Here is a 24,749-nt window from a genome sequence, read left to right on the forward strand (position 1 = left end):
CAAGCGGGGAGGCCTGTCGGCCTCCCCGCTTTTCATCACCTATATATAGCCTCAGACCACACCGGCACTGCGCAAACGCCCCAGCGCATCGCCATCCAACCCAAGTACATCCCCAAGAACCGCCTCCGTATGCTCACCCAACAACGGCGGCGCACGACGATACTCAACAGGCGTTTCCGATAACCTGATAGGGCTGGCCACCTGCGGCACACTCCCAGCCAAGGCATGCGGCATGCTCACTGCCAGGCCGCGAGCAAGCACCTGCGGATCCTGGAACATCTGCGCCAGATCATTGATCGGCCCACAGGGTACGCCCGCAGCCTCCAACTGGCTCACCCACTCCGCCGTTGTCTTGAACACTGTGGCCTGGCGAATCAAGGGAATCAGCTGCGACCGATTGGCCACGCGCAGCTTGTTGGTTGCGAAACGTGGGTCATCAGCCCATTGAGGCTGACCAGCCACCTCGGCGAACTTGCGGAACTGGCCATCGTTGCCCACGGTGAGAATGAAGTCGCCATCTGCGGTCGGGAAATCCTGATAAGGCACAATATTAGGATGTGCATTGCCCAGCCGGCGAGGCGCGTTGCCGGTAGTGAGGTAGTTCATCGCCTGGTTGGCCAGGCATGCTACCTGCACATCCAGCAAGGCCATATCGATGTGCTGCCCAACCCCGGTCTGGTCGCGATGGGCAAGGGCCGCCAGTATGGCCACGGTCGAATACAGCCCAGTCAGAATATCGGTAAGCGCTACCCCCACCTTCACAGGCCCGGCACCTTCCTCACCATCCGGGCGCCCGGTCAGGCTCATCAGCCCGCCCAGCCCCTGGATCATGAAGTCATAGCCGGCGCGCTTCGCGTAGGGCCCGGTCTGACCGAAGCCAGTGATCGAGCAATAGATAAGCTTGGGATTCACCGACTTCAGGCTCGCGTAATCCAGCCCATAGGCAGCCAACCCGCCTACCTTGAAGTTTTCGATGACGATGTCCGACTTCGCAGCCAGCTCACGCACCAGGCGCTGCCCCTCCGGCTGCGTAAAGTCGATGGTCACCGAACGCTTGTTGCGGTTGGCCGACAAGTAGTAAGCCGCCTCGCTGGTGTTCTCGCCTTGTGCATCCTTGAGGAAGGGCGGCCCCCAGGCGCGGGTATCGTCGCCACAGCCTGGGCGCTCGACCTTGATCACATCGGCGCCCAGGTCAGCCAGAATCTGACCGGACCAAGGCCCAGCCAGCACACGGGAGAGATCCAGCACCCGCAGATGAGATAGCGCACCCATGACCCGGCTCCTTATCAATAGAAGGCCTGGATGCCGGTTTGCGCGCGCCCCAGAATCAGCGCGTGTACATCATGGGTTCCCTCATAGGTGTTGACCACCTCAAGATTGACCAGATGACGCGCAACACCGAACTCGTCGGAAATACCATTACCACCCAACATGTCACGGGCCATACGCGCAATCTCCAGCGACTTGCCGCACGAGTTGCGCTTCATGATCGAAGTGATTTCCACCGCAGCGGTGCCCTCGTCCTTCATCCGCCCCAAACGCAGGCAGCCTTGCAGGGCCAAGGTGATTTCGGTCTGCATGTCGGCCAATTTCTTCTGGATAAGCTGGTTGGCAGCCAACGGGCGACCGAACTGCTGACGGTCCAGGGTGTACTGGCGAGCGGTGTGCCAGCAGGCTTCAGCCGCCCCCAGAGCACCCCAGGAAATACCATAACGGGCAGAGTTCAAGCAGGTGAACGGACCTTTGAGGCCACGCACTTCCGGGAAGATGTTCTCCTCTGGCACGAACACATTGTCCATCACGATTTCGCCGGTGATCGACGCGCGCAGGCCGACCTTGCCGTGGATTGCCGGCGCACTGAGACCCTGCCAACCCTTTTCAAGGACAAAGCCCCGGATATCCCCCGCGTCATCCTTGGCCCAGACCACGAACACATCGGCGATCGGGCTGTTGGTGATCCACATCTTGCTGCCGCTCAGGCGATAGCCACCGTCCACTGTCCTGGCACGAGTGATCATCGAGCCCGGGTCGGAGCCATGGTTAGGTTCGGTCAAGCCAAAGCAACCGATCCACTCGCCGCTGGCGAGCTTGGGCAGGTACTTCTGTTTCTGCGCCTCGGTACCGAATTCGTTGATCGGCACCATCACCAGTGAAGACTGCACACTCATCATCGAGCGGTAGCCGGAGTCGATACGTTCCACTTCCCGGGCAATCAGCCCGTAGCACACGTAGTTAAGGCCACTCCCGCCATATTGCTCGGGAATGGTTGCGCCCAGCAGTCCGACCTCACCCATTTCGCGAAAGATAGCGGGGTCGGTCTGCTCATGGCGGAACGCCTCCAGCACCCGCGGTGCCAGCTCGTCCTGGGCGAACTGATAGGCGCTGTCACGAACCATGCGCTCTTCTTCAGTGAGCTGCTGGTCCAGCAGCAGCGGGTCGATCCAGTTGAAGCTTGCTTTACCGGCCATGAACGAAATCCTCGAAATAGGGGAGCAGATTCTTGTGCCTTTGATCCTAGGCCTGATCTACAACGAGGACAAACGAGGATTGCGCACGCATTAGTGATAATTTGTCACTCCGAAACGCTAAAAACCCAGTGTCGCAAACACTATGAGTGAGGTTGCCGTACATGCGCCGCAAGATCCCCAGTACCACCGCATTGGTCTGCTTCGAAGCGGCAGCGCGCCACGAAAGCTTTACCAAGGCTGCTCAGGAGCTTGCGCTGACCCAGGGCGCCGTCTGTCGCCAGATCGGCGGCCTTGAAGCGTTTCTCAACGTAGAGCTGTTCCGGCGTTCGCGGCGCGGCGTCAAGCTGACCGAGGCGGGACTGTCCTATAGCCGCCAGGTCGCCGCCCAGCTGGATGCAGTAGAGCGCGACACCTTGTCGGTAATGCGCCAGCAAGGTGCCAACGTGATCGAACTGGCCGTGGTGCCGACCTTCGGCACCCAATGGCTGCTGCCTCGGCTCAAGGACTTCCAGCAGCGACACCCGGACGTCACCGTCAACCTGACCAACCGCACACGGCCATTCCTGTTTGCCGACACGGCGTTCGATGCCGCTATCTATTTTGGCGATGGCGACTGGTCAGGCACGCACGCCCACCGCCTGATGGGCGAAAACCCGGTACCTGTGTGCAGCCCGGCCTTGCTGGACGGCCACGGCATGCTCGACGCGACGCGTATCGCCAACCTACCGCTGCTGCAGCAGACCACCCGGCCCTACGCCTGGCGCCAGTGGTTCAACGGTTTGGGCATGAACGTTTCCGGCGATATGACAGGTCCGCGCTATGAACTGTTCTCCATGCTGGCCCAGGCTGCAATCCACCAGATGGGCATCGCGCTGATACCACCATTCTTGATTCAGCGGGAGCTGGAGCAAGGCAGGCTGGTGGTCGCTAACAGATACGCCCTGTCCAGCGACAAGGCCTATTATCTGATGATTCCCGAACGCAAGGCCGAGTCGGCATCGCTGCGGGCATTCCGTGATTGGCTCCTGGCGCAGGCACAGCACTACACCGCCCCTTCCCTACCTTTGTAGTCAATTATTTTGAACACCTACAGATGTATGTTTTTGTCGCATATAAGCAAACTGTTCAGGTGAATCGAAAAACCTCAATAAAACCGTTAAACACGCGGCTTTCAGAGGGTTTTACGACCATCGCGAGTCCATCCGCGAAATCAATGCAAAAAAATTCAAAAAATCCCCTAACCTGCCAATAGCCCATGCTTGACGGGCTGCGGCCCACTCGTTGCGACATACGGTCACAGGGTGACTTGTAGTTTTAACTTCGTTTCGCTCCAGAACCGGTTGAAGGGCCTTGGGTTCGTCTGCAAAATGCTCCGCCCGCCCTGGATTCGGCGGGCTGGCGCCCAATAGCCAAACCCGCGCACCACCCGAAGTGCGCTGGCTTCATAAAGACAAAAAGGTCACCGCAGGAGAAATAGTCGTGCACATTGGTGTTCCTCTCGAGACGCAGACCGGTGAGACAAGGGTCGCTGCGACCCCGGAAACCATCAAGAAACTGATTGGCCAGGGCCATCAGGTCACCGTCCAACGGGGGGCAGGGCTCAATGCCAGCATTCCGGACAGTGCCTATGAGGCTGTGGGTGCTTCCCTGGGAAGCGCAGCCGATGCCTACGGCGCCCAACTGGTTCTCAAGGTGGTCGGCCCCAACGACCAAGAGCTGGCCCTGATCAACAGCGGCAGCCTTCTGGTGGGCATGCTCAACCCCTTCAACAACGAGCTGATCGGCAAGATGGCAGAGCGCGGTATCACTGCCTTCGCCCTGGAAGCCGCGCCGCGCACATCGCGGGCCCAGAGCCTGGACGTGCTGTCGTCCCAGGCCAACATCGCCGGTTACAAGGCCGTGCTACTGGCTGCCCATCACTACCCGCGCTTCATGCCGATGCTGATGACCGCCGCCGGTACTGTGAAAGCCGCGCGCGTGCTGATCCTGGGTGCTGGCGTCGCCGGCCTGCAAGCCATTGCCACCGCCAAGCGCCTGGGCGCAGCCATCGAGGCGTCCGACGTACGCCCGGCGGTCAAGGAGCAGATCGAGTCGCTGGGCGCCAAGTTCATCGACGTGCCCTACGAGACCGATGAGGAACGCGAGTGCGCAGAAGGCGTCGGCGGCTATGCCCGGCCGATGCCGGCCAGCTGGATGCAGCGTCAGGCCCAGGCCGTGCATGAGCGGGCCAAACAGGCCGACATCGTCATCACTACGGCGCTCATCCCTGGCCGCAAGGCTCCGACGCTGCTCAGCGCCGAAACCGTGGCGCAGATGAAGCCAGGCTCGGTGGTCATCGACCTGGCCGCCGCCCAAGGCGGCAACTGCCCGCTGACCGTCGCCGACCAGGTCGTGATAGAAAACGGCGTGACCATCGTCGGCCCGACCAACCTGCCGGCCCAGGTGGCGGCAGATGCCTCGGCACTGTATGCACGCAACCTGCTGGATTTCATGAAGCTGCTGTTCGACAAGGACGGTGCGCTGGTCATCAACCTCGAAGACGACATCGTCGCCGCGTGCCTCATGTGCCGCGACGGCCAGGTCGTGCGCAAGAACGGCTAAGGAGCACGACAATGGAAGACATGCTGATTTCCCACGGCATCTACAACCTGATCATCTTCGTGCTGGCCATCTACATCGGCTATCACGTGGTCTGGAACGTGACCCCGGCACTGCACACGCCCCTGATGGCGGTCACCAACGCCATCTCGGCCATCGTCATCGTCGGCGCCATGCTGGCTGCCGCGCTGACCGTGACCCCGGCCGGCAAACTGATGGGCACCCTCGCGGTGGCTCTGGCTGCAGTCAACGTGTTCGGTGGCTTCCTGGTCACCCGTCGCATGCTTGAGATGTTCAAGAAGAAAACCAAGAACGAGGCGCAGAAGTAAGCATGAGCATGAATCTGGTAACGCTCCTCTATCTCGTCGCCTCGGTCTGTTTCATTCAGGCACTCAAGGGCCTGTCGCACCCGACCACGTCGCGGCGCGGCAACCTGTTCGGCATGATCGGCATGGGGATCGCGATCCTCACCACGGTTGGCCTCATCTATAAGCTTGGCGCAGAGCTGGCAACTGCCGGTATCGGTTACGTCATCGTCGGCCTGCTGGTCGGCGGGACTGCCGGTTCGATCATGGCCAAGCGCGTGGAGATGACCAAGATGCCGGAGCTGGTCGCCTTCATGCACAGCATGATCGGCCTGGCGGCGGTGTTCATCGCCATCGCGGCAGTACTCGAACCGCAATCGATGGGCATTGTCGCTAGCATCAGCGACCCGATCCCCACCGGTAACCGCCTGGAGCTGTTCCTTGGCGCTGCAATCGGTGCAATCACCTTCTCAGGCTCCGTGATCGCGTTCGGCAAGCTGTCGGGCAAGTACAAGTTCCGCCTTTTCCAAGGCGCACCGGTACAGTTCGCCGGCCAGCACAAGCTGAACCTGATTCTGGGCCTGACCACGATTGCCCTGGGCCTGCTGTTCACCTTCACCGGCCACTACAGCGCCTTCACCCTGATGCTGGTCCTGGCCTTCATCATGGGTGTGCTGATCATTATCCCGATCGGCGGTGCAGACATGCCGGTGGTGGTGTCGATGCTCAACAGCTATTCGGGTTGGGCGGCAGCCGGTATCGGCTTCTCGCTGAACAACTCGATGCTGATCATCGCCGGCTCCCTGGTGGGCTCCAGCGGTGCGATCCTCTCGTACATCATGTGCAAAGCGATGAATCGCTCGTTCTTCAACGTCATCCTTGGCGGCTTCGGCGGAGATGTCGATGCCGGCGCGGCGCAAGGCTCGAAAGAGCAACGCCCAGTGAAGTCTGGCTCGGCGGATGACGCGACCTTCCTGCTGAGTAACGCCGACACGGTGATCATCGTACCCGGCTACGGCCTGGCGGTAGCCCGTGCCCAGCACGCGCTCAAGGAACTGACCGAGAAGCTGACCCACAACGGCGTGACCGTGAAGTACGCCATCCACCCAGTGGCAGGGCGAATGCCCGGGCATATGAACGTACTGCTGGCCGAGGCCGAAGTGCCTTACGACCAGGTGTTCGAGATGGAAGACATCAACGCCGAGTTCGGCCAGGCCGACGTCGTGTTGGTGCTTGGCGCCAACGACGTGGTCAACCCGGCGGCGAAGAACGATCCAAAGTCGCCGATCGCGGGCATGCCGATCCTGGAGGCGTACAAAGCCAAAACCGTCATCGTCAACAAACGCTCCATGGCCAGCGGCTACGCCGGCCTGGACAACGAACTGTTCTACCTGGACAAGACCATGATGGTATTCGGTGACGCGAAGAAGGTCATCGAGGATATGGTCAAAGCCGTCGAGTAACCCGCTTCCACCAACACGTCGAACGTGAAGAAGCCCCGGCGAGTCCCCTCCCGGGGCTTCTGCATTTTGCTTATCCAGATCAATGGCTCTATTCCCGGGCGCCTCATACGACCATGGTCGTGGGACGGCGCCGGGGTAAATCTCTAGACTGCCCGGCAGTAGCTTCAGTAGCCCGAGATAACAATCCATGTACCGTGATCGTATCCGCTTGTCCTCCCTGCACAGCAAGGTAATGAGTGCGGCTGATGCCGCTGGCCTGATCGAGGACGGCATGACCGTCGGCATGAGCGGTTTCACCCGCGCCGGCGAAGCCAAGGCCGTACCGCATGCCTTGGCCGAACGCGCCAAGCTGTCGCCTCTGAAAATCAGCCTGATGACCGGCGCCAGCCTGGGCAATGACCTGGACAAGCAGTTGACCGAGGCCGGCGTGCTGGCGCGCCGCATGCCGTTCCAGGTCGACAGCACCCTGCGCAAAGCCATCAACGACGGTCAGGTGATGTTCATCGACCAGCACCTGTCGGAAACCGTAGAGCAACTGCGCAATCAGCAGCTCAAATTGCCGGACATCGCGGTAATCGAAGCGGTGGCCATCACCGAACAGGGCCACATCGTGCCGACCACCTCGGTGGGCAACTCGGCGAGCTTCGCGATCTTCGCCAAGCAGGTGATTGTCGAGATCAACCTGTCGCACAACGCCAACCTCGAAGGCCTGCACGACATTTATATCCCGACCTATCGCCCGACCCGCACGCCGATCCCGCTGGTGAAAGTGGATGATCGCATCGGCAGCACCGCGATCCCGATCGACCCCGCCAAGATCGTCGGCATCGTCATCAGCGACCAGCCAGATTCGCCGTCCACGGTGCTGCCGCCGGACGACGAAACCCAGGCCATCGCCGACCACCTGATCAACTTCCTCAAGAACGAAGTGGATGCAGGCCGCATGACCAACAGGCTCGGCCCACTGCAGGCCGGCATCGGCAGCATCGCCAACGCGGTGATGTGTGGCTTGATCGAGTCGCCGTTCGAAGACCTGACCATGTACTCCGAAGTGCTTCAGGACTCGACCTTCGACCTGATCGACGCTGGCAAGCTGAGTTTTGCCTCAGGCAGCTCCATCACCCTGTCGGGCCGTCGCAATGCCGACGTATTCGGCAACCTGGAGCGCTACAAGGACAAACTGGTCCTGCGCCCGCAGGAGATCTCCAACCACCCTGAGGTCGTGCGCCGCCTGGGCATCATCGGCATCAACACCGCGCTGGAGTTCGACATCTACGGCAACGTCAACTCCACGCACGTCTGTGGCACCCGGATGATGAACGGTATCGGTGGCTCCGGCGATTTCGCCCGTAATGCGCACCTGGCCGTATTCGTCACCAAGTCGATCGCGAAAGGCGGCGCGATCTCCAGCGTTGTACCTATGGTGAGCCATGTCGACCACACCGAACACGATGTGGACATCCTGGTGACTGAGCAGGGGCTGGCAGACCTGAGGGGCCTCGCGCCGCGGGAGCGGGCACGGGCGATCATCGATAACTGTGTCCACCCGGATTACCGTGCGGCGTTGAACGACTATTTCGATCGGGCTTGCCTGCGCGGCGGCCATACCCCGCATATCCTGCGTGAAGCGCTGAGCTGGCACGAAAATCTGGAAGAAAGTGGGCGCATGCTCGCCAGCTGATCTGTAGCAGCGGCCAGCCACTGCCATTGGCCGCCACGCGTTTCCCATCCCCAGCGATACTGTGAGGGCTGCTCTGCAGCCCTTTCGCGCCTAGTCGATTCAGCAAGGCACTCACCAAGCCAAAAAACTGTACTACTGTACCGGTAATTCCTCTCCGCTCCGCCTGAGCAAACCCATCCAAATCTCAAAAAAGCACCAAAACAGTGCCGACCAGTACAGTTGCGCCTGTTTCGAGTGCAACAGTAGGGTTACACAGTTAACTGAACCATCGTTATGCAGCAGAACTGTATCTACTGTTATGGACAGCAAAGGAGGATCATTGGCATCAGTTAAACCACTCCCTAGTCCCGCCATAAGCGGAAGGATGAAACATCATGGAACGTACCCTCAGTTCCGGTCTCGTTTTTGAAAACAACGCCCAGCAAACCCACGCTTCCCTGCCGCTGCGCGCGCTCTCTACCCTGCTGCTGTGGCAGCGCCGCATGGCCAGCCGTCGTCAACTGGCTCGCCTGGATGCCCGCCTGCTGGCAGATGCCGGTATCAGCGAGTCGCAGCGTTACGAAGAGCTGAGCAAGCCGTTCTGGCGCTAAGCCCCGGCTCGCCGGCTGCGGCCGGCACCGCGAATTTCCAAACCCGTTGCAGGAAACTGCAGCGGGTTTTTTTATGAGTTTGCCCGGTGGTTCAACCGAGGCGCTGCCGTCAGCAACAAGTACAGTTTTGTAGATTCAAAAAACAACCATAACAGTTTGCTTGTGCGCCGTTCATTAACATCCATTCATTCCGGCGCGTGATACGCTTGACTGGGCGGTCTGATAAAAACCAGATGCTCAAAGCCACCGTGACGGACGACCCGTGTGAGCGTCTCAAGCAGATCTACCCGAACCTTCCCCAGGAGTGCACGACCATGACCCGTAAATACCTGATTGGCGCAGCCCTGCTGCTCGGCCTGGCCGGCACTGCCCACGCCACCAGCTTCATTGTCACTACTGACGCAGTCGTTGGCGCGGTTGCCGCCTCCACCGACGCCACCTCCGATGTGTCTTCGTCGTTCCGCGATGACAAGATCGTGCAGGCCGCGCGCGACGACGCGGCCAGCTACGTGGGTAGCCAGGGCGCCATTCGCGGCGCCAAGCTCGAAAGCGCTTTGCTGCACATCCGCTCGAACATGCCAGCCCTGCAGGCCAGCGATGCGCAGTTGGCTCAGGCCATCCTGGCGCTCTGACCTGCTACAGCCCACAAGCGCTGGCCCTGGCCGGTACTTGTGGGCTAGCCTTCGACGTTCCTGTTCCTGTCGTAAGAAAGCCAATGCGTTATCTGTTGCCGCTACTGTTCTGCGTAGTCACCATGGGCAGTGCCCATGCCATGGACACCACCACGCAAGGCCTGGTCATCACAGGCTACGTCACCAGCCAGGTCACGACTGCCCCATTCGACCGCAAGCTGGTCAGGCAGGCTCGCGATGATGCCGCAGCCTTCGTCGCCAGCGACGGCCTGATTCACGGAGCACGCCTGGAAGCAGCGTTCAAGTCGCTACGACACGACGACATTCGTCAATCTATCGGCGACCGTGAACTGGCAGAAGCAATTCTCGTCCAATCACTAAATCTGACTCCCTGTATTTCCGGAGATGCTCCATGCGTAAACCGCTGATCGCCGCTACCCTCGGCATGCTGCTGCTGGCCGACCTGGCCCAGGCACAAACTCTGGTGGCCACCAGCAACATCATCGTGCGAGCCTTCGGCCGCTCGATCGACTTCACCTCTGACACCACCACCTCGATCCGCGACTCCAAGGTCGTGCGTGAAGCCCATGACGACGCCGCAAGCTTCGTCGCCAGCAACGGTGATATTCGTGGCGCCCAGCTTGAGGCCGCTTTCAACACACTGCGCGAACGCGTGCCTGAAGCGCGCGACGCCAGCGACCAGGTGCTGGCCGAAGCCATCCTGGCGCTGTGAACCGCGTACGTGCCTGGTTGCTCGGCTGCGCCCTGACGCTGCTGGGCACGCCCGCCCTGGCTGACCTGCAGCTCGAGCTGCAGGCAGCCGGCTTGACCCCACAGCAGGCTCAAGCCACCCAAACTCTGCTTGATGAGGCTCTGGCCAAGCTCCCTCCCCGCTTCAAGCAACAGCTCAACCGGCGCGTCGAAGTCAGCTGGAACGACAACATGCCAGCTGACGCCTACGGCCAGGCCTCCTTGGTCTCGACCCTGCAGCTCAACCGGCGCCTGCTGCCCAGCCTGGCGGACGGCAGTGCCGCCAAAGAGCGCACCAACCGTCCGCATGGCACGGTGCGTGAGGAGTTGCTGGCTACAGTCCTGCACGAACTTACCCACATATACGACCGAGCCCGACTCTGGCCCAGTGCTGAACACTCGTTGATCGCCCGCTGCAAACGCCAGCAAGGCACCGTGGGTAAGGTCGGCCTGCCCGAGCAGTGTCGCGGCCAGGCCGAGCGCCGCTTTACCCTGAGCGATGACCCGCGCCTGCTCGACCTGGCCGGCTGGCCGCAATACGTCGGCCGCCGCGGTGAGCGCGAACAGCACAATGGCCAGTTCCTGCGCAGCCCCGACAGCTATGAGCTGAGCAGCCCCAAGGAATACATCGCGGTCAACATGGAGTACTTCCTCCTGGACCCGAGCTATGGCTGCCGTCGGCCAGCGCTCAATCAGTACCTGACTGATCATTTCGGCTGGGCGCCCAAGCAGACAACGTGCGCCAAGGGATTGCCATTCCTCAACGCCGGCAGCGACTTCGCCCGCCAGCCGTTGGGCGAAATCGACCCAGAGCGGGTCTACGAGGTGGACTTTCTCCTGGCCGAGGCCAACCAGAACCTGGTAAGCCGCTGGGGCCACAGCATGTTGCGCCTGGTGATCTGCAAACCCGGCCGCCCAAGGGGGCCAGACTGCCGCCTGGACCTCGACCAGCACCTGGTGCTCTCCTACCGGGCGTTCGTCAACGACGTTCAACTGTCCAGCTGGGATGGCCTGGTTGGAGCCTATCCGTCAAGGCTGTTCGTGCTACCGCTGGCCCAGGTGATCGACGAATACACCAAGACCGAACTGCGCAGCCTGGCGTCGGTGCCGTTGAAGCTCAACCGCGACGAAGTAGAAAACCTGGTACGCCAGGCCGCAGAGATGCACTGGAGTTATGACGGCAACTACTGGTTCCTGTCCAACAACTGTGCGGTAGAGTCCTTGAAACTGTTGCGCAGCGGCACCGCCAACCCGCGCCTGAACGACCTCGACAGCATCATGCCCAACGGTTTGCTCGCCGTATTGAAAGGTCGCGGACTGGCCGATACCAGCGTGCTCGACGACCCGCGCGAAGCCTTGCGCCTGGGCTACCGTTTCGACTCCTATCGCGACCGCTACCAGGCGATGTTCGATGTGCTGAAGAAACAGCTGCCAGTCAAGCAGGACAAGGTCGAGGACTGGCTGGCCCAGGACGCCGAACAACGCCGCGGCTGGTTCTCGCAAGCCGACCTGCGCACCAGCGCCGCCTTGCTGCTGCTGGAACAGGCCAGCCTGCGCCGCCAACTGCTGCTGGCTCAGGATGAAGTGAAACAGCGCTATCTGAATGCGGCCGCGCTGAAAGACGGCAGTGTCAACAAGGCCGACCAGACACTCAAACAGATGCTCGCCAACAGTGGCTTCCTCAGCCGCCCGGCCGAACTGCTGGATACCAAGGGATACGGGCTGCCGCAGCCGGATGAGCGCGAGCATCTGGAGAAAGTCAGTAGTGAACGGCAGTCGCAGCTGCTGCGTTTGAGCACTGACCTCGACAGAGAAGTCAGGGCTCTGCTGGAGCCTTCGCGGGCCAAGGAAATTGCAGCGGTCGAGGCCAATGTGAAGCAGATCGGTGAACACCTGCGGGCGCTGCACAAGGCAGCAGGCGGCCTGCAACTACCTTGATCGCCCTTCTGGCCCTATCGCCGGCAAGGCGGCTCCCCCAGCGTGCACCATGGGTCATGTATGAGGGCCAATTGCCGGCGACAGGGTAGTAATGCGTCCATACGCTAGGGTTTTTCCTCTTGCTCCTCAGGCAAACCTTCATCCACATGCAGCCAAGGTAACCGGCTCCCGGTCCAGATGTGCCGCGTGGGCCGCACCCGTTCCGGGTGGTCCAGCGTCGCTACCGTCACATCGATGCTGCCCGGGCTATGCGACGTCACCAATGCCACATGTGCACCACAATCACCACAGAAGTAGCGCTTGCAACTGGCCGGTGCCACATAGCACTGCGGCCTGCCCGCCACCCATTGGAAACCGGAGCGCGGCACGGTGAGCCAGGTCACCAGCAGGCCCCCGCTGACCCGCCGGCAGATCGAACAATGGCAATGGGCGATATTGGCCAACTCACCCTTCAAGCAATAGCGCAAGGCGCCGCAATGGCAGCCACCTTCAGTTACATCAGACATCTCCTACCTCCCGTCGCCCTTTTTCTGGCGAAAGCTGGCTGAAAGCTTGCACCCATAGGATAGCCACCACTACCGGCACAAGACCGGTCAGCCAGGGCACCCGGACTATTCCGCGCCCGGCCCAATCAACAACAACAATGGTGATTCTGATGTATTCCTGTGCCCGCCCTTTCGCAGTACCCCTCCGCTTGCTCCCCGTGCAGCGCTTGACGCGCTGATTCGCCCCGATCGACTTTCCTTTCGCCGCGCCACGCCTGGAGTATTGCCATGCTGACCTTCCTCGGCTTTGCCATGGTCATCACCTTCATGTACCTGATCATGACCAAGCGCCTGTCGGCCTTGATCGCACTGATCCTGGTACCGATCCTGTTCGCCCTGTTCGGTGGTTTTTCCGCCAAGATCGGCCCGATGATGCTCGAAGGCATCAGCAAGCTCGCGCCCACAGGCGTCATGCTGATGTTCGCCATCCTTTACTTCGCCCTGATGATCGACTCCGGCCTGTTCGACCCGGCGGTGCGCAAGATCCTCAAGCTGGTCAAGGGCGACCCGCTGAAAGTCTCGGTCGGCACCGCTGTCCTGGCCCTGGTGGTCTCGCTGGACGGTGACGGCGCCACCACCTACATGATCTGCTGCGCCGCCATGCTGCCCCTGTATAGCCGCCTGGGCATGAGCCCGCGGATCATGGCCGGCTTGATCATACTCGCCGGTGGGGTCATGAACATGACCCCATGGGGCGGCCCCACTGCCCGCGCAGCCAGTGCCCTGCACGTAGACCCGTCGGACATTTTCGTACCGATGATCCCGGCCATGGTCTTCGGCGTGCTGGCGATCCTCGCCATCGCCTACATGTACGGCAAGCGTGAGCGTGCCCGCCTGGGTGAGCTGCACCTGCCTACCGACGACATCGATCACAGCGAAATTACCGTGTCGCAGTTCCCCGACGCACGCCGGCCCAAGCTTCTGTGGTTCAACGGTGCGCTCACCGCCGCGCTGATGGCTGCACTGATCGCAGGCCTGCTGCCACTGCCGGTGCTGTTCATGATCGCCTTCAGCATCGCCATGATCGTCAACTACCCCTGCCTTCAGCAGCAGAAGGACCGTATCGCCGCCCACGCTGGCAGCGTGCTCGCCGTAACCGGGCTGATCTTCGCTGCAGGTATCTTCACCGGCATCCTGTCGGGTACCGGCATGGTCGAGGCCATGTCCAAAAGCTTGCTGGCGGTCATTCCCGAGGCGCTGGGCCCTTACCTGGCGGTGATCACCGCGATCGTGAGCATGCCGTTCACCTTCTTCATGTCCAATGACGCCTTCTATTACGGGGTGCTGCCGGTGCTGGCGGAAGCGGCCAGCCACTACGGCATCAGCCCGGTGGAAATGGCCCGCGCGTCGATCGTCGGTCAACCGGTACACCTGCTGAGCCCGCTGGTACCCTCGACCTACCTGCTGGTGGCGCTGGCAGGCATCGAATTCGGTGATCATCAGCGCTTCACCCTCAAGTGGGCAGTACTGGTGTGCATGTGCATAATGCTCGCCGCACTGCTGATGGGCATTTTTCCGCTGTTCAGCAGTCTTTAAATAAACGCCTGTCACCGCAACGCGAAGTGCCCTGTGCAAGGGCGCTTCGCCACTATCGCTCGAAGGAATACACATGGAATGGCTGACCAGCCCGGAAATCTGGGTTGCCTTTTTCACCCTCACTGCGCTTGAGATCGTTCTCGGTATCGACAACATCATCATGATCTCGATTCTGGTCAGCCGCATGCCCAAGCACATGCAGGCGCGCACCCGAATCTTCGGCCTGGCCCTGGCCATGGTCACCCGCATTATGCTGTTGCTATCGATCACCTGGGTCATGCGCCTGACTGCCGACCTTTTCGTGGTATTCGGCCAAGGCATCTCGGGCCGCGACCTGATTCTGTTCTGTGGCGGCCTGTTCCTGCTGTGGAAAAGCTCCCAGGAGATCTACCACGGCCTGGAAGGTGAGGACGAAAGCGGTGAGGAGCCCAAGGGCAAGGGCGGCACCTTCCTCTTCACGATCATTCAGATCGCCATCATCGACATCGTGTTCTCCCTGGACTCGGTGATCACCGCTGTCGGCATGGTTTCGCATGTGCCCGTGATGGTCGCGGCAATCATCGTTGCAGTACTGGTGATGATGCTGTGCGCCGGTGCCATCAGCAACTTCATCGACAAGCACCCTTCGCTGAAGATGCTCGCACTTTCGTTCCTGATCGTTGTGGGTACTGTGCTGATCGCCGAATCTTTCGATGTACATGTGCCCAAGGGCTATGTCTACTTCGCCATGGCGTTCTCCCTTGGGGTGGAGGCCATCAACATCCGCATGCGCACCGCCATGGCGCGCAAGCGCGGCAAGGAGCAGGACGCAGTGAAATTGCGCAAGGACATTCCGGGCCAGTAAGCACCGCGAACGCCGTAGTCGAGGGCCCTCATCAGGGCCCTTTTTCATGCCTTGGATTTCATGACAGGCAGGTTTCAAATGCTGGCCGAGCATGCCAAGCTGGCGACAGGTCCGCAAAACAACTAAAGCTTGAGTAAGCACTGGATAAAAACACCCACCCCCGGGCCAGGCTTACCGTTTCACCCATTGGCTCCGCCCTTGGAGCCCGGATAAGAGGGGGGCTACACCATGCTGACCCTGCTCAACCTGCTTTCCGCCGTCGCGTTGCTGGTATGGGGCACGCACATCGTGCGAACCGGCATCCTGAGAGTGTTCGGCTCCAACCTGCGCCGGGTTCTGAGCCAGAACATGGACCGGCGGCCATTGGCGTTCATCGCCGGCATCCTGGTCACGGCCGTGGTTCAAAGCAGCAACGCCACCGCCATGCTGGTGACGTCATTCGTCGGCCAGGGCTTGATGGCCATGACCCCCGCCTTGGCCATCATGCTCGGTGCAGACGTCGGCACCGCACTGATGGCCAGGGTGCTTACCCTGGACCTTTCCTGGCTCTCACCACTGCTGGTGTTCCTGGGTGTGATCTTTTTCCTGTCGCGCAAGCAGACGCGTGCAGGCCAACTGGGCCGGGTAGGCATCGGCCTGGGCCTGATCATTCTGGCGCTGCAGCTGATCGTTCAGGCGGCCACCCCGATCACCCAGGCTCAGGGCGTGAAGGTACTGTTCGCCTCACTGACCGGGGACATCCTGCTCGATGCTTTGGTTGGCGCGGTGTTCGCCATGGTGTCGTACTCCAGCCTGGCGGCAGTGCTGCTGACCGCCACCCTGGCCGGCGCTGAGCTCATCAGCCTGCCAGTGGCCATCGGCCTGGTGGTCGGCGCCAACATCGGCAGCGGGCTGCTGGCGTTTCTCAGCACCAGCATGCAGAACGCTGCGGGCCGGCGGGTGGCCTTGGGCAGCCTTTTGTACAAGCTGATCGGGCTGGTACTGATCATACCGGTGCTGCACCCACTGGTGGCGTGGATGGACTCGCTCAGCTTCAGCCCCCAGGAGCTGGTGATCGGCTTCCACCTGCTCTACAACACACTGCGTTGTCTGATCCTGCTGCCCACCGTCAAGCCCATGGGGCGCCTGTGCAACGCGTTGTTGCCAGAGCGCGAGAACGGTAACGGCCAAGTGCGCCCACGCCATCTGGACGCCTCGGCGCTCACAACGCCGAGCCTGGCCCTGGCCAACGCTGCCCGCGAGACCTTGCGCCTGGGCGATATCGTCGACAGCCTGCTCGAAGCCATGCTCAACGCCCTGCGCGGCACCCAGGCCGCCCTGCCACAGCAGGTCCGCGCCTTGGGCGAAGACGCCGAAGCGCTGTACAGCGCCATAAAACTGTACCTGGCGCAAATGCCTCGGGAAGACCTCAGCGATCAGGACAACAGGCGCTGGGCCGAAATCATCGAACTGGCGATCAACCTCAAGCTGGCCAGTGACCTGGTCGAACGCATGCTGCGCAAGGTCCAACAGCAGAAGACCAGCCAACGCCGGGAGTTTTCCCAAGTCGGCCTGCAGGAGCTCACCGGCCTGCAAGAGCAATTGCTGACCAACCTGCGCTTGGGCCTTTCGGTATTTCTCAGCGCAGACCCAGAGAGCGCGCGCTTGCTGTTGCGGGAAAAACGCCGCTTCCGTGCCCAGGAAAGGCGCCTGGCCCATGCCCATGTCAGCCGTTTGCAACGCAAGGTGGTGCAAAGTATCGAGACCAGTTCGCTACACTTGGAGCTGATCGCGGACATGAAGCGGTTGAACTCTTTGTTCTGCAGCAGTGCCTATGTGGTACTGGGTGGCTCGGACACTGGCGGGCTATTGCTCGACAGCGTGCCGGACGAAGCCCGCCTACCCTGATCTCGCCTACCTGGAGACCCAAGCTCGCCCATGCGTTGCCTGACCTTCGTTTGCCTGTTGATCTGTAGCCTGCATTCATTCGCCCTCGATCGCTCGCGTGTCGAGGGCTACCTGCTGCCCAACGGCCTGCAGGTTATCCTTAAATCCGGCTACGAACGGGATCATGTGGCGATCCGCCTGGTGGTAGGTGTGGGCCTGGACGACTTCGACTGCGAGCAGAAAGAGTTGCCGCACCTGCTCGAGCACTTGCTGTTCAGCGGCATCGACGAGACCGGAGAGGGCGGCCTGGAAGAGCGCCTGCAGGCGTTGGGTGGCGAATGGAACGCCTTCACCAGCAGCGCCGACACCACCTTCGTCATCGAGGCCCCGGCGCGCAACCAGCGCAAGGTGCTGGACCTGCTCCTGGCGGTAGTGCGTGACACCCGCATCGACGCCAAGGCCCTGGCCACGGCCAAGCGCATCATCGAACGTGAAGACGGCGGCCACTATGGCCACCTGCAACGCTGGCTCGACCGCCAGGACATCGGCCATCCAGCCAGCGATCAGTTGGCGACCGAGCTGGGCCTCAAATGCCCGGAACGCTCCAACCTCGATGACATGACACTGGAGCAGGTACAAGCACTGCGTGATCGCTGGTACGCCGCCAACAACATGACCCTGATCATGGTGGGCGGCCTCGATCGGCTGCTGCCGGCCTACCTGGAGCGCACCTACGGCGAACTGCCGGCCACCGAGCCGCAAGAGCGGCGCAACCTGGATAGCATCAGCCAGCAGGCCGAACAGCGGCGCGACCTGACCCGGGGCTTTCTGGGCGACAGCGTCAAACTGCACTGGCTATTCATCGAGCCGGTACTGGACAACGACCACCAGTCGACACTCGACCTGCTCTCACGCTATCTGGACTGGGCCCTGTACGATCAAATGCGCCTGCGTCACGGCCTTTCCTACGGGCCTTCGGTACAGCGGGAAAGCTTTGGTGACAGCGGCCTGCTCAGCTTGAACGCTGACCTTGAGCGCGACGACGTCGACGAGGCCGTCAAGGTGATGCAGAAACTGTTCGACCACTTGCGGGAGGACGGCCTCGACCCGGATATATTCGCCCGCATCAAGGAGGCCGCCGTCGCCAAGGAAAGCTGGAGTACCCAGGGCAACAGCGCGCTGGCCGATTACTACTGGGGGGCACTCAACGCCTACAGCAACGGGCGCTTTGCCGACCCCGCCCGGCAGCTGCGACAGGTCAGCCTGGACCAGGCCAATGACGCGTTGAAGGCATTGCTCAAGGACGAGGGTTACCTGCGCATCGAGAAGCCGTTGCTTGGGTATGACGAGCTGTACGGGCTGATTGCGTTGGGGCTTGGCGTGATCCTGGCCGCCGGGCTACTGCGTCGCCGGCGTACTTCACCGCAACCACCGAGCGGTGCTACACGGCAGCGGTGATTCGGCGGTATCCTTTCGACAGTACCGGCCGCTTCGCGGGTTTACCCGCGACGGGGCGGCACAGTCACCCTATCACTCTGTTGTATACCCATGCCCCCTATTCCCCATATCGTTCAGCGCGTCATCGAACTGCTCAAACGCTACCCCGGCATCATCGCGCTCGGCGGTTTTCTCTCCGGTATCGGCAGCTTCATTCTGGTCGACCGCCAGGCCAGCCTGGCCAGCTGGATCGCCATTCTCATGCTGGTCAGCTGGATCTGGCTGATGCTGGAAAACACCCTGACAGGCCTGTTCGCCCGCACCTTCAACCGGGAAATTCCTCAGCCGCTGCTGCGCTACGCGACGCAGATGATCCACCAGGAAAGCCTGTTCTTCGTACTGCCGTTCTTTTTCATCACCACCACCTGGAACAGTGGCCAACTGGTGTTCACTGGCCTGCTCGGTGCAGCCGGGCTGGTTTCGATCGTCGACCCGCTGTACTACAAGTGGCTGGCACCGCGGCGCTGGCTGTTCATGGCGTTGCACACCCTCACCCTGTTCGCCGCACTGCTGACGGCACTGCCGATCATCCTGCACCTGACCACTGCACAAAGCTTCAAGCTGGCACTGGTCGCCGCCATGGTGCTGTCGTTCCCAAGCCTGGCCAGCAGTTTCCCGATCAACACCTGGCGCCGTGGCGTGGCGCTGGTGATGATGACCCTGGCGGTGGGCGGCGGCGGTTGGTTACTGCGCTCGTGGGTACCACCGGCCACCCTGTGGATGACCGAAGTGGCGGTCAGCACCGAGGTATCGAACCGCCAGCCCGGTGAATCGCTGGATGAAGTAGCCGCCAGCCGCATTCGCAGCAGCGGCCTTTATGCCTACACCGCCATCAACGCACCGCGTGGGCTCAATGAGCGCATTTACCATGTGTGGCAGAAGGATGGCAAAGAAGTGGACCGTATCGCCCTGGATATCCATGGCGGGCGCAAGGAGGGCTACCGCGCGTGGACCCACAAGCAGAACTTCCCGCCTAACCCTGCGGGTAAATGGCAAGTTCGCGTGCTGACCGAGGATGGCCAAGTGATCGGTGTGCTGCGCTTCAAGGTGGTAGACGACGCGCCGGCGAAGCAATAAGCGCTCGTGGGCGAGCCGGCTTGCCGGCGATGGGCCGCAACGCGGCCCCACAACACTCAGCACATTCTCAACAAACCCCGCCATGCCTGCTGCGCTATGATCAGTCTCTACGCCTGTCAGATGCATGGAGCTTATGACCACCCCCAGCGCCACCCTGGATACCAGTAGCCAACCGGCCTGCCTGCGCATTGTCGGTGACTGGACCCTGGCCCACTACGCCAGCCTCAAGCGTGACAGCGAACGCCTGCGCACCCAGTACGGTGCCGATGCCGTAGCCGACCTCAGCCAACTGGGCCAGCTCGATACCGCCGGTGCCTCGCTGCTGGCTGAGCTGCTGGGCTCTGAGCGCCTGTCGCACTGCACTCAAGGGCTGCCCGATGCCAGCCGCGCCCTGCTCAAGAACGTCTACTGCTCGGTTCAGGACTACTGCATCCCGGTTAAGGAACCTGAGCGCCATGTACTGCTTCTGCTACTGGAGCGCATCGGCCGCGCGGTCAGTACCTTGTGGCAAGACACCCTGCAGCTGCTCGGCTTCATCGGCCTGATCCTCGAAACCCTGCTGCGCCGGGCCCTGCAACCGCATCGCTGGCGGCTCACCCCGGTTGTCTCGCACATCGAGCAGACCGGCCTGGACGCCGCGCCTATCGTCGCGTTGCTGACGTTTCTGGTAGGCGCGGTGGTCGCCTTCCTCGGGGCGACCGTGCTGGCCGATTTCGGCGCAACCGTATTCACTGTCGACCTGGTGGCGTTCTCGTTCCTGCGCGAATTCGCCGTGTTGCTCACGGCCATCCTGATGGCCGGCCGCACAGCCAGTGCCTTCACTGCGCAGATCGGCTCGATGAAGGCCAACGAGGAAATCGATGCCATCCGAACCCTGGGCCTGAACCCGATCGAGCTGCTGGTCGTACCCCGGGTGTTGGCGCTGCTGGTCTCGCTGCCGCTGCTGACCTTCGTCGCGATGATCTGCGGCATCGTCGGGGGGGCTGTCGTCTGCGCGCTTTCACTGGATATCTCGCCGGCCATGTTCCTCTCGCTGCTGCAAAGTGACATCGGTGTGCAGCACTTTCTCGTCGGCCTGGCCAAGGCACCCTTCTTTGCGTTCCTGATCGCGGCCATTGGCTGCCTGGAAGGCTTCAAGGTCAGTGGCAGCGCTGAGTCGGTAGGCGCCCACACCACCTCCAGCGTGGTTCAGTCGATCTTCGTGGTCATCGTACTGGATGCCGTGGCCGCATTGTTCTGCATGGAGATGGGCTGGTGAGTGAGCAGAAGGCAGTGATCCAGGCGCGGGGCATCTGCAACCGCTTCGGCAGCCAGAGCGTGCACGAGAACCTCGACCTGGACCTTTACCGCGGTGAAATCCTGGCCGTGGTTGGCGGTTCGGGCAGCGGCAAGTCGGTGCTGCTACGCAGCATCATTGGGTTAAGGCTGCCGAATGAAGGCCAGATCAAGGTGTTTGACCAAGACCTGGCCGGCCTGCATGAAGAGCAACGCTCATTGGTCGAACGACGCTTTGGTGTGCTGTTCCAGAAGGGAGCGCTGTTTTCTTCGCTGACCGTCACCGAGAACGTCGCGTTACCACTGATTGAGCATGCAGGCCTGTCGCGCGCCGATGCAGAACATCTGGCCGGGGTGAAGCTGGCCTTGGCCGGCCTGCCGATTTCGGCCGCAGACAAATACCCCTCTTCACTGTCTGGCGGCATGATCAAGCGCGCCGCACTGGCCCGTGCACTGGCCCTGGACCCGGACATCCTGTTCCTTGACGAACCCACTGCCGGCCTCGACCCAATCGGCGCTGCCGCCTTCGACCAGCTGATCCTCACGCTGCGCGATGCCCTGGGCCTGAGCGTGTTCCTCATTACCCACGATCTGGACACGCTCTACACCATCACTGACCGTATTGCGGTGCTGTCGCAGAAGAAGGTGCTGGTTGCAGGCCCGCTGGCCCAAGTCGCAAAGACCGACGACCCGTGGATTCACGATTACTTTCACGGCCCACGCGGGCGGGCGGCTGAACAGGCCGCCCGCCGTGCCGGGCAGGAGCGCTGAACGATGGAAACCCGAGCTCATCACGTCCTCATCGGCCTGGTCACCGTGCTGGTAGTGGCCGGTGCCATGCTGTTTGGCCTGTGGCTGACCAAGTCCAGCGTCGACGACGCCTTCAAGGACTACGAAGTGATCTTCAACGAAGCCGTTTCAGGGTTGTCCCGCGGCAGCCCCGTGCAATACAACGGCATCAAGGTCGGTGACGTGACCAGCCTGCGCCTGGACCCCAAGGACCCGCGCCGGGTGCTGGCCCGGGTTCGCCTGAGCGGCGATACGCCGGTCAAGGAAGACACTCAGGCGAAACTTACCCTCGCCGGCGTCACCGGCAACTCATTCATCCAGCTCAGCGGCGGCACACCGAAAAGCCCCGAGCTCAAGGGAGAGAACGGCAAGTTGCCGGTGATCATCGCCTCGCCCTCGCCCATCTCGCAATTGCTCAATGACAGCAGCGACCTGGTCACTAACATCAACCTGCTGCTGCACAACGCCAACCAGATGTTTTCGGAAACCAATATCGACCGCCTGAGCAACACCCTGGCCAACCTGGAACAGACCACCCGTGCGTTCACCAACCAAAAAGGTGGCATTTCCCAGGTCATGGATCAGCTGGCGCATGTCGGCAAACAGGCCAACGCCACGCTGGCCGAAACCCAAGCGCTGATGCGCAATGCCAACACCTTGCTCGGCACCCAGGGCAAGCAGGCCATCGGCAGCGCCGAGCAGGCCATGCAATCGCTGGCCGCCAGCACTGCGACCATCAACAGCCTGCTCAATGACAACCGTGAGTCCATCGACGACGGCGCGCAAGGCCTCAACCAGCTGACACCGGCCATTCGCGAACTGCGTGAAACCCTCAACTCACTCAAGGGCATTTCCCGGCGCCTGGAAGCTGACCCCAGCGGCTACCTGCTTGGCCGCGACAACAACAAGGAGTTCCAGCCATGAAGCTGTCGTTGCGCCTGCTGGCCCTGACGGCCGCGCTGAGCCTGTCTGCCGCCTGCTCGATACTGCCGCAGCAGGAGCCTGTGGATATCTACCGGCTTGCGGTCAACCAGCCCAGCCACAGTGCGACACCGGTGCCTTGGTCGTTACGCTTGAACAAGCCGCTGGCAAGCGAAGTGCTGGCCGGGCCACGCATCGCGGTGATCCCCGAGGGCAACGTGGTCAGCAGCTACAAAGGCGCCCGCTGGAGCGACCCGGTGCCGTTGCTCGTCCGCAACCGCCTGCTCGATGGCTTCCAGCGTGACGGGCGTGTGCAGCGCCTGAGCGCCGACGACAGCAACCTGCAGGCCGATTACGAACTGGCCGGTGAGCTGCAGGCGTTTCAGAGCGAGTACCAACCCAACGGTACGGTGGAGGTCGTGATCCGCTATGACGCGCGTCTGGTTCAGGGGCGCAGCCAGCGAATCCTGGCCAGCAAGCGCTTCGAGGTGCGTCAGCCGCTGGCAGATCCACAGGTTTCGGCCGTGGTGGCCGGCTTCGGCGCGGCCAACGATCGACTTGTCGCGCAGGTGGTGAACTGGACCGTTGCGCAAAGCGATCAGGCTCAGGCAAAGAACCAGTAGCAGACCAGGATGGCAGCAATGACACCGGACAGTTCGGCCAACAAGGCGCAACCGACTGCATGGCGTACGCGCTGGATGCCGACAGCGCCGAAATACACCGCCAGCACGTAGAACGTGGTTTCAGTGCTGCCCTGAACGGTGGCCGCTACCAGTGCCGGGAAGCTGTCCACGCCATGGGTCTGCATGGTCTCGATCAGCATCGCCCGCGCCGCACTGCCGGAGAACGGCTTGACCAATGCGGTTGGCAAGCCTTCGACGAAGCGGGTGTCCATGCCCATCCAGTTCACCACATGGCGAATGCCATCCAATGCCAGCTCCAGGGCACCGGAGGCGCGCAGCACACCAACGGCGACCAGCATGGCCACCAGGTAGGGCAACAGGCTCTTGGCCACGTCGAACCCTTCCTTGGCGCCTTCGACGAAAGCTTCATACACCTTCACCCGCTTCAGCGCGCCGATCACCAGGAACAGCATGATCACCCCAAACAGCGTGAGGTTGCCGAGTACGGATGAGAGGCTGGCCAGCGCCGCAGCCGACAGGGTACCGAGGAAGGCCATGAAGCCGCCCAGCAACAGCGCACCCGGGATCATGTAGGCGAGCACCACCGGGTCCCACAGGCGCAAGCGCTGCATCACCGCCACCGACAGCAGCCCGACCAGGGTCGAGACGCTGGTCGCCAGCAGGATCGGCAGGAACACCAGGGTCGGGTCAGTAGCGCCCTGCTGGGCGCGGTACATGAAAATGGTCACCGGCAGCAGGGTCAGCGATGAGGCATTGAGCACCAGAAACAGGATCTGTGCATTGCTCGCGGTGGTGCTGCTGGGGTTGAGCTCCTGCAGGGCGCGCATGGCTTTCAGGCCGATCGGCGTAGCAGCGTTGTCCAGGCCCAGGCCGTTGGCAGCAAAGTTCATGGTGATCAGGCCCAGTGCTGGGTGCCCGGGCGGTACTTCTGGCATCAGCCGGGCGAATAGCGGGCCAAGCATTTTGGCCAGCCATTCCACGATACCGGCCTGTTCTGCGATCTTGAGGAAACCCAGCCAGAGGGTAAGGGTGCCAAACAGCAGGACCATGACTTCGACCGACAGCTTGGCCATGGCGAAGATGCTTTCGACCATCGCCGCGAAAATGCCGGCATTGCCGGCCAGCAGCCATTGGGCCAGGGCCGATACGGCCGCCACCAGGAAAAAGCCAAGCCAAAGGCCGTTCAGCATCCGTGTGTTCCCCCTGAAAAGTGCCTGAATGATAACGCACCGACGGCTGCTTTAGCCTGCGCTGGCGATATCACCGGTTCGCTGACGATATGGACCAGACAGACAGCAAAAAGCCCCGAATAAATCGGGGCTCATTGTGC

Annotated in this window: 23 protein-coding genes; 19 read left to right on the forward strand and 4 right to left on the reverse strand. The window is 61.7% G+C overall.

Translation table 11 applies throughout. The features are described from left to right. Positions 1-51 precede the first annotated feature (51 nt). Both ABRP30_RS27225 and ABRP30_RS27230 read right to left on the reverse strand, forming a co-directional pair. A complete protein-coding gene (locus ABRP30_RS27225; RefSeq protein ID WP_349975527.1) occupies positions 52-1,272 on the reverse strand; it encodes a CaiB/BaiF CoA-transferase family protein in 1,221 nt (406 codons plus the stop codon). Positions 1,273-1,286: 14 nt separating this feature from the next. Further along, the gene (locus tag ABRP30_RS27230) at positions 1,287-2,468 is read right to left on the reverse strand and encodes an acyl-CoA dehydrogenase (protein WP_349975528.1); all 1,182 of its coding nucleotides are present in this window, start codon (positions 2,466-2,468) and stop codon (positions 1,287-1,289) included. Between the two features lie 161 nt (positions 2,469-2,629). Here ABRP30_RS27230 and gcvA point away from each other — a divergent pair, with 161 nt between their 5' ends. The 10 genes from gcvA to ABRP30_RS27280 all read left to right on the forward strand — a co-directional run bounded on the left by gcvA (position 2,630) and on the right by ABRP30_RS27280 (position 12,425). Next, entirely contained in the window at positions 2,630-3,538 is a 909-nt protein-coding gene (gcvA, locus tag ABRP30_RS27235) for a transcriptional regulator GcvA (RefSeq protein WP_349975529.1), read from the forward strand. A gap of 409 nt (positions 3,539-3,947) precedes the next feature. Continuing rightward, positions 3,948-5,069 (forward strand): Re/Si-specific NAD(P)(+) transhydrogenase subunit alpha, encoded by a 1,122-nt coding sequence (locus tag ABRP30_RS27240; RefSeq protein ID WP_349975530.1) that lies wholly within the window; start codon positions 3,948-3,950, stop codon positions 5,067-5,069. Positions 5,070-5,080: 11 nt separating this feature from the next. After that, complete coding sequence (locus ABRP30_RS27245) at positions 5,081-5,395, forward strand: NAD(P) transhydrogenase subunit alpha (protein ID WP_012316824.1); 315 nt, start codon at positions 5,081-5,083, stop codon at positions 5,393-5,395. A 2-nt stretch (positions 5,396-5,397) separates the two neighbouring features. Next, on the forward strand, positions 5,398-6,834 hold the full coding sequence (locus ABRP30_RS27250; protein WP_241806768.1) for an NAD(P)(+) transhydrogenase (Re/Si-specific) subunit beta: 1,437 nt from the start codon (positions 5,398-5,400) through the stop codon (positions 6,832-6,834). A 187-nt stretch (positions 6,835-7,021) separates the two neighbouring features. Next, complete coding sequence (locus tag ABRP30_RS27255) at positions 7,022-8,515, forward strand: acetyl-CoA hydrolase/transferase family protein (protein WP_039604671.1); 1,494 nt, start codon at positions 7,022-7,024, stop codon at positions 8,513-8,515. A 374-nt stretch (positions 8,516-8,889) separates the two neighbouring features. Further along, on the forward strand, positions 8,890-9,105 hold the full coding sequence (locus ABRP30_RS27260) for a DUF1127 domain-containing protein (RefSeq protein WP_241806771.1): 216 nt from the start codon (positions 8,890-8,892) through the stop codon (positions 9,103-9,105). 314 nt (positions 9,106-9,419) lie between these two features. Beyond that, a complete protein-coding gene (locus ABRP30_RS27265) occupies positions 9,420-9,737 on the forward strand; it encodes a DUF2388 domain-containing protein (protein WP_241806772.1) in 318 nt (105 codons plus the stop codon). Between the two features lie 83 nt (positions 9,738-9,820). After that, the gene (locus ABRP30_RS27270; protein WP_267819630.1) at positions 9,821-10,165 is read left to right on the forward strand and encodes a DUF2388 domain-containing protein; all 345 of its coding nucleotides are present in this window, start codon (positions 9,821-9,823) and stop codon (positions 10,163-10,165) included. Then, positions 10,150-10,470 carry a DUF2388 domain-containing protein gene (locus ABRP30_RS27275; protein WP_225779918.1) on the forward strand — a complete coding sequence of 107 codons (321 nt, stop codon included), beginning with the start codon at positions 10,150-10,152 and terminating at the stop codon, positions 10,468-10,470. Before ABRP30_RS27270 ends, ABRP30_RS27275 begins: the two co-directional genes overlap by 16 nt. Next, positions 10,467-12,425 carry a DUF4105 domain-containing protein gene (locus tag ABRP30_RS27280; protein ID WP_349975531.1) on the forward strand — a complete coding sequence of 653 codons (1,959 nt, stop codon included), beginning with the start codon at positions 10,467-10,469 and terminating at the stop codon, positions 12,423-12,425. Before ABRP30_RS27275 ends, ABRP30_RS27280 begins: the two co-directional genes overlap by 4 nt. A 104-nt stretch (positions 12,426-12,529) precedes the next feature. On the opposite strand, the gene ABRP30_RS27285 is transcribed toward ABRP30_RS27280, so the two are convergent. After that, positions 12,530-12,931 (reverse strand): GFA family protein, encoded by a 402-nt coding sequence (locus tag ABRP30_RS27285; RefSeq protein WP_349975532.1) that lies wholly within the window; start codon positions 12,929-12,931, stop codon positions 12,530-12,532. A gap of 267 nt (positions 12,932-13,198) precedes the next feature. Here ABRP30_RS27285 and ABRP30_RS27290 point away from each other — a divergent pair, with 267 nt between their 5' ends. From ABRP30_RS27290 to ABRP30_RS27330, 9 genes are all read left to right on the forward strand, one after another. Further along, entirely contained in the window at positions 13,199-14,506 is a 1,308-nt protein-coding gene (locus tag ABRP30_RS27290; RefSeq protein ID WP_012316833.1) for a CitMHS family transporter, read from the forward strand. 73 nt (positions 14,507-14,579) lie between these two features. Further along, positions 14,580-15,350 carry a TerC family protein gene (locus ABRP30_RS27295; protein WP_267819638.1) on the forward strand — a complete coding sequence of 257 codons (771 nt, stop codon included), beginning with the start codon at positions 14,580-14,582 and terminating at the stop codon, positions 15,348-15,350. Between the two features lie 228 nt (positions 15,351-15,578). After that, a complete protein-coding gene (locus ABRP30_RS27300) occupies positions 15,579-17,237 on the forward strand; it encodes a Na/Pi cotransporter family protein (RefSeq protein WP_241806778.1) in 1,659 nt (552 codons plus the stop codon). Between the two features lie 30 nt (positions 17,238-17,267). After that, a complete protein-coding gene (locus ABRP30_RS27305) occupies positions 17,268-18,674 on the forward strand; it encodes a pitrilysin family protein (protein ID WP_349975533.1) in 1,407 nt (468 codons plus the stop codon). Positions 18,675-18,764: 90 nt separating this feature from the next. Beyond that, positions 18,765-19,790 carry a DUF5924 family protein gene (locus ABRP30_RS27310; RefSeq protein ID WP_267819642.1) on the forward strand — a complete coding sequence of 342 codons (1,026 nt, stop codon included), beginning with the start codon at positions 18,765-18,767 and terminating at the stop codon, positions 19,788-19,790. Positions 19,791-19,914: 124 nt separating this feature from the next. Continuing rightward, entirely contained in the window at positions 19,915-21,048 is a 1,134-nt protein-coding gene (locus ABRP30_RS27315; RefSeq protein ID WP_349975534.1) for an MlaE family lipid ABC transporter permease subunit, read from the forward strand. Beyond that, entirely contained in the window at positions 21,045-21,836 is a 792-nt protein-coding gene (locus ABRP30_RS27320) for an ATP-binding cassette domain-containing protein (RefSeq protein WP_349975535.1), read from the forward strand. Before ABRP30_RS27315 ends, ABRP30_RS27320 begins: the two co-directional genes overlap by 4 nt. A gap of 3 nt (positions 21,837-21,839) precedes the next feature. Beyond that, positions 21,840-22,778 carry an MlaD family protein gene (locus ABRP30_RS27325; RefSeq protein ID WP_349975536.1) on the forward strand — a complete coding sequence of 313 codons (939 nt, stop codon included), beginning with the start codon at positions 21,840-21,842 and terminating at the stop codon, positions 22,776-22,778. Further along, positions 22,775-23,398 (forward strand): ABC-type transport auxiliary lipoprotein family protein, encoded by a 624-nt coding sequence (locus ABRP30_RS27330; protein ID WP_267819650.1) that lies wholly within the window; start codon positions 22,775-22,777, stop codon positions 23,396-23,398. The genes ABRP30_RS27325 and ABRP30_RS27330 overlap by 4 nt, the downstream gene beginning before the upstream one ends. Here ABRP30_RS27330 and ABRP30_RS27335 read toward each other — a convergent pair. Then, on the reverse strand, positions 23,380-24,609 hold the full coding sequence (locus ABRP30_RS27335; RefSeq protein WP_349975537.1) for a nucleoside recognition domain-containing protein: 1,230 nt from the start codon (positions 24,607-24,609) through the stop codon (positions 23,380-23,382). The genes ABRP30_RS27330 and ABRP30_RS27335 overlap by 19 nt on opposite strands. Positions 24,610-24,749: the final 140 nt, after the last annotated feature.

This window comes from Pseudomonas sp. WHRI 8519 (genome assembly GCF_040224055.2).
Classification (GTDB): domain Bacteria; phylum Pseudomonadota; class Gammaproteobacteria; order Pseudomonadales; family Pseudomonadaceae; genus Aquipseudomonas; species Aquipseudomonas putida_X.

Coding starts and splice junctions, on each gene's coding strand:
- ABRP30_RS27225 (WP_349975527.1), bottom strand. CDS start 1,272: ATGGGTGCGCTATCTCATCTGCGGGTGCTGGATCTCTCCCGTGTGCTG.
- ABRP30_RS27230 (WP_349975528.1), bottom strand. CDS start 2,468: ATGGCCGGTAAAGCAAGCTTCAACTGGATCGACCCGCTGCTGCTGGAC.
- gcvA (WP_349975529.1), top strand. CDS start 2,630: ATGCGCCGCAAGATCCCCAGTACCACCGCATTGGTCTGCTTCGAAGCG.
- ABRP30_RS27245 (WP_012316824.1), top strand. CDS start 5,081: ATGGAAGACATGCTGATTTCCCACGGCATCTACAACCTGATCATCTTC.
- ABRP30_RS27250 (WP_241806768.1), top strand. CDS start 5,398: ATGAGCATGAATCTGGTAACGCTCCTCTATCTCGTCGCCTCGGTCTGT.
- ABRP30_RS27255 (WP_039604671.1), top strand. CDS start 7,022: ATGTACCGTGATCGTATCCGCTTGTCCTCCCTGCACAGCAAGGTAATG.
- ABRP30_RS27260 (WP_241806771.1), top strand. CDS start 8,890: ATGGAACGTACCCTCAGTTCCGGTCTCGTTTTTGAAAACAACGCCCAG.
- ABRP30_RS27265 (WP_241806772.1), top strand. CDS start 9,420: ATGACCCGTAAATACCTGATTGGCGCAGCCCTGCTGCTCGGCCTGGCC.
- ABRP30_RS27270 (WP_267819630.1), top strand. CDS start 9,821: ATGCGTTATCTGTTGCCGCTACTGTTCTGCGTAGTCACCATGGGCAGT.
- ABRP30_RS27275 (WP_225779918.1), top strand. CDS start 10,150: ATGCGTAAACCGCTGATCGCCGCTACCCTCGGCATGCTGCTGCTGGCC.
- ABRP30_RS27285 (WP_349975532.1), bottom strand. CDS start 12,931: ATGTCTGATGTAACTGAAGGTGGCTGCCATTGCGGCGCCTTGCGCTAT.
- ABRP30_RS27290 (WP_012316833.1), top strand. CDS start 13,199: ATGCTGACCTTCCTCGGCTTTGCCATGGTCATCACCTTCATGTACCTG.
- ABRP30_RS27295 (WP_267819638.1), top strand. CDS start 14,580: ATGGAATGGCTGACCAGCCCGGAAATCTGGGTTGCCTTTTTCACCCTC.
- ABRP30_RS27300 (WP_241806778.1), top strand. CDS start 15,579: ATGCTGACCCTGCTCAACCTGCTTTCCGCCGTCGCGTTGCTGGTATGG.
- ABRP30_RS27305 (WP_349975533.1), top strand. CDS start 17,268: ATGCGTTGCCTGACCTTCGTTTGCCTGTTGATCTGTAGCCTGCATTCA.
- ABRP30_RS27310 (WP_267819642.1), top strand. CDS start 18,765: ATGCCCCCTATTCCCCATATCGTTCAGCGCGTCATCGAACTGCTCAAA.
- ABRP30_RS27315 (WP_349975534.1), top strand. CDS start 19,915: ATGGAGCTTATGACCACCCCCAGCGCCACCCTGGATACCAGTAGCCAA.
- ABRP30_RS27325 (WP_349975536.1), top strand. CDS start 21,840: ATGGAAACCCGAGCTCATCACGTCCTCATCGGCCTGGTCACCGTGCTG.
- ABRP30_RS27330 (WP_267819650.1), top strand. CDS start 22,775: ATGAAGCTGTCGTTGCGCCTGCTGGCCCTGACGGCCGCGCTGAGCCTG.
- ABRP30_RS27335 (WP_349975537.1), bottom strand. CDS start 24,609: ATGCTGAACGGCCTTTGGCTTGGCTTTTTCCTGGTGGCGGCCGTATCG.